Annotated in this window: 5 protein-coding genes and 1 pseudogene; 2 read left to right on the top strand and 4 right to left on the bottom strand. The window is 72.9% G+C overall.

Features of this window, described 5'->3' with window-relative positions:
• The 3 genes and pseudogenes from Q0588_RS00390 to Q0588_RS00380 form a co-directional block, all read right to left on the bottom strand.
• Positions 1-110, bottom strand: a pseudogene (locus Q0588_RS00390) (DUF72 domain-containing protein); the annotation flags it as partial.
• Positions 111-185: 75 nt separating this feature from the next.
• A complete protein-coding gene (locus Q0588_RS00385) occupies positions 186-1,262 on the bottom strand; it encodes an OmpA family protein (RefSeq protein ID WP_298742755.1) in 1,077 nt (358 codons plus the stop codon).
• Positions 1,259-1,828 (bottom strand): hypothetical protein, encoded by a 570-nt coding sequence (locus Q0588_RS00380; RefSeq protein WP_298742754.1) that lies wholly within the window; start codon positions 1,826-1,828, stop codon positions 1,259-1,261. Before Q0588_RS00380 ends, Q0588_RS00385 begins: the two co-directional genes overlap by 4 nt.
• Before the next feature lie 151 nt (positions 1,829-1,979).
• Here Q0588_RS00380 and Q0588_RS00375 point away from each other — a divergent pair, with 151 nt between their 5' ends.
• Positions 1,980-2,360, top strand: a complete 381-nt coding sequence (locus Q0588_RS00375) for a GFA family protein (protein ID WP_298742753.1) — start codon at positions 1,980-1,982, stop codon at positions 2,358-2,360.
• A gap of 9 nt (positions 2,361-2,369) precedes the next feature.
• On the opposite strand, the gene Q0588_RS00370 is transcribed toward Q0588_RS00375, so the two are convergent.
• A complete protein-coding gene (locus Q0588_RS00370; RefSeq protein WP_298742752.1) occupies positions 2,370-2,948 on the bottom strand; it encodes a TetR/AcrR family transcriptional regulator in 579 nt (192 codons plus the stop codon).
• A 133-nt stretch (positions 2,949-3,081) separates the two neighbouring features.
• Between Q0588_RS00370 and Q0588_RS00365 the strand changes: the two genes are divergently transcribed.
• Positions 3,082-3,326: hypothetical protein (locus Q0588_RS00365; protein ID WP_298742750.1), on the top strand; the 245-nt coding region annotated here is incomplete at its 3' end.

Below are 3,326 nucleotides of genomic sequence, written 5' to 3'. Positions count from 1 at the left end.
CGGCTGGCGAACTCCAGCTCGCGCTTCCGGGCCAGCCCCTCGGGATAGAACACCCCCCGCCACGGCTCATAGGTCCAGCCGCCGACGCCGATTCGTATCCGTCCCGCCATCGCAACCTCCCGCCCGGCGACGGCCGTGATACGCCCCCGCGGACGTCGTGCAAACGCCGGCCTCGAGATCCGGGGTCAGCCGGCGGGGGCCAGCCGCGAGGCGGCGCCCGGGGCCGGGGCCGGGGCCGCGGCGGCCGGGCCGGTCTCGGGCAGGACGACCTCGACCCGGCGGTTGCGCTGACGCCCGGCCTCGTCGTCCGAGCCGTCCGGGCGCGCGTTCGGCGCCACCGGCCGCTGCTCGCCGAGGCCGACGGTGTGGAGCCTGGCCTCGGCCACGCCCTGCTGGACCAGATAGGCCTTGACCGATTCGGCGCGTCGCCTCGACAGGTCCAGGTTGTAGGCGTCGTCGCCGTGGGAGTCGGTGTGGCCCTCGATGGTGATCCGGCCGTCGCCGCCGGTCGCCTCGATCAGCCGGGCCAGGGTGTCGAGGGCGGCGCGCCCCTCCTGGCGCAGGGTGGCCTTGTCGAAGTCGAAGGTCACGTCGGACGGCAGGGAGACGACCGAGCCGCGGTCGGTCTGGACCGCGCCCAGTTCGGTGCGCAGCGCCTCCACCACCTGGAGGTTGCTGGTCGCCAGGCCGCCGGCGCCGAGGCTGGAGCCGGACGCGGCCGCCGGCCCGAGCCGCGAGGCGGCGTTCGGCCGCATCCCCGACAGGGCGCTCGTCTCCGGCAGGCCGCGCGCCCCGAAGGCGCCGTCCAGCGGCAGGACCGCCTCGAAGCGCGGACTGCTGCTGTAGACATTGTCGGCGCGCCCGTGCCCGTTGATGACCAGCGTCGCGCGCTCGCCGCGCGGCAGGGCGCCGGCGAACACCAGGGCGGCGTCGATGCTCCGGCCGGCCGGGACGCCGAGACGGGGGTTGGTCGCGGGCGCGGCGAGCGGCAGCTTCTCCCCGGCGTCGGTCAGCAGATAGGTGTTGTCCCGGCCGGCGTTGAGTTCGATGTCGCGGTCGCGCCCGTTGATCACGCGGGTCCCGACCACGGTGGCTTCGGAGCCGACGCGGACCGAGTCGATCTGAAGCACCACCCCCGCCGGATGGGCGATCTGCAGATTGACCGGGGCGCCGGCTCCGCCAGAGCCGCCGTCGCAGGACGCCAGCGCCAGCGCCGCCGCCGCCGTCGCGAGGATGGCGCCCCGCCTCCGACCGGCGCTCATGGCCTCGCGCTCCCCAGCGGCAGATCGATGCGGAAGCCGGGATTGGTCGTGTACTGGTTGTCGGTGGAGCTGTTCTCGTTCAGCACCAGGATGGCGGTCTGGCCCGGCGGGAGCCGGCCCAGGAAGACCAGTTCGCCCTCCAGCGTCTGGCCGGCCTGGATCGCCAGGCGCGGATTGCCGGGCGGCGGCGACAGATAGATGCGCTCGCCGCTGTCGACGACGATGAAGCCGTCGCGATTGTTGTTGAAGCGGTTCAGCTGGATTTCCCGGTCGCGGCCGTTGATCACCCGGACCCCGACCACCGTCTCGGTGGGCCGCGACTGCAGGGAGGTGAGCTGAAGCACCACCCCGTCCGGATGGGCGACCTGGATATCGAGCGGCGCGGCCTGCCCCCCGTTCCACAGCGAGGCCGGGCCCGAGGTCGGCGGGGCCGGCGTCGGCGCCGTCGCGGCCGGCCCGGGCGAACCGGCGGGCGCGCCGGCGGGCTCCTCCGCCTGCCGGTCGCACGCCGCCGCGGCCAGCACGATGACGAGGGGAAGGGTGGCTCGGAGCGCCGAGTAAGCCATGTCGAGATCCCGTTTCGGTTCCGGTCGAGCGCCTTGGCGCTCCGGGGATAACAACCTTGGCCGGATTTCGTTCAGAGGTCCGGTCGGCGACGGCGTATTGGCCGCCGCCGGGAACTGGCTAGATTGGGCGCCTCGACCGAAGGAGCGCGCCATGCATACGGGAGCCTGCCTCTGCGGGGCGGTGCGGATCGAGGTCTCGGGCGATCTGCCGCCGCCGGACGCCTGCCATTGCACCCAATGCCGGCGGCAGTCGGGGCATTACTGGGCCTCGACCGACCTGCCCCGGGCGGCCGTGACGATCCACGGCGGCGACAGCGTCACCTGGTTCCAGGCGTCCGAGCGGGTGCGGCGCGGCTTCTGCTCGATCTGCGGCTCGTTCCTGTTCTGGGATCCGCTTCGCCGGGACAGGATCGCCATCGCCATGGGCGCCTTCGACACGCCGACCGGGACCCGTCTGGAGAAGCACATCTTCACCGCCGACAAGGGCGACTACTACGACATCGCCGACGGCCTGCCGCAGAGCCTGCGGTAGCCGGCGGCTTCAGGCGGCGGCCAGCAGCGCCCGCCAGGCCCCGGTCGCCTGCCGCCGCGCCGTCTCGTCGTCGAGCAGCCGTTTTGAATGGGCGTAGGCCATCATGATGCCCCTGAACTGGAACACCTTCAGCTCCAGCGTCGCGTCGTCGGCCTCGGGGAGCAGGGTGCGGAACTCCCGCTTGATGACCTTGGCCCAGAGTAGCTGACTGGCCTTCAGCGCATCGCGCAGGGGGCCGGGCTGGTCGTCCAGTTCGGCGGCGGTGGACATCAGGGGACAGCCCCCGGGGGTGTCGTCGCCGTCGATCCAGTCCAGCTCGCCGGCGAAGATGCGGTCCAGCCGCTCGCGCCCGGGGGCCAGCGGCTCGGCCGGGGCCCAGACCGCGGCCTTGAAGCGCTCGATCATGGCGTCCAGCACCTCGGCCTGCAGCGCCTCCTTGGACTGGAAATGCTTGAGCACCGTGCTCTTGGACACCCCCGCCGCCCCCGCCACGTCCTGCAGGCTGACCGCCGCCAGGCCGCGCACGGTGACCTGGGAGATCGCCTCGTCGATCAGCCGGGCGTGGGTCGTGGCGCCTTTGGGGGGCATGGAGGCCTCTCCAGAAAAAATGACCGACCGGCCACTTTACTTGTTGACTCGAAGTGACCGTTCGGTCACTCATATGTGCACGGTCGGTCACTTTTGCATGGACCGGTCGCCATGAACAGCCCCGGAGGCTCCCATGCTTCTCATGATCCTGACCTCGGCGAGCCTCGCCCTCGCCCAGCCCGCTCCGGCCCTCGAGGCCGCCGCCACCCTCGCCGCCCCCGGGGAGGCCCGTCGCCTTGTGCTGGACGGCCGCTCCTGGTCCTGCGCCCCGGACGGCGCCTGCGTCGGCCGCGGCGCGGGCGTCTCCCAGCCGGCCCTGCGCGAGTGCCGACGCTTCGTCGCCCGCTTCGGCGCCGTGACCCGCTACGAGCGCGACGG

Source organism: uncultured Brevundimonas sp. (assembly GCF_937870815.1).
GTDB lineage: Bacteria > Pseudomonadota > Alphaproteobacteria > Caulobacterales > Caulobacteraceae > Brevundimonas.
Note: the sequence above shows the minus strand (reverse complement) of the source record. Positions and strands in the feature narration are given on the sequence as shown.

What these genes read in the sequence shown, in the direction of transcription:
- Q0588_RS00375 (WP_298742753.1), top strand. Translation starts at nt 1,980, where the DNA reads ATGCATACGGGAGCCTGCCTCTGCGGGGCGGTGCGGATCGAGGTCTCG.
- Q0588_RS00370 (WP_298742752.1), bottom strand. Translation starts at nt 2,948, where the DNA reads ATGCCCCCCAAAGGCGCCACGACCCACGCCCGGCTGATCGACGAGGCG.
- Q0588_RS00380 (WP_298742754.1), bottom strand. Translation starts at nt 1,828, where the DNA reads ATGGCTTACTCGGCGCTCCGAGCCACCCTTCCCCTCGTCATCGTGCTG.
- Q0588_RS00385 (WP_298742755.1), bottom strand. Translation starts at nt 1,262, where the DNA reads ATGAGCGCCGGTCGGAGGCGGGGCGCCATCCTCGCGACGGCGGCGGCG.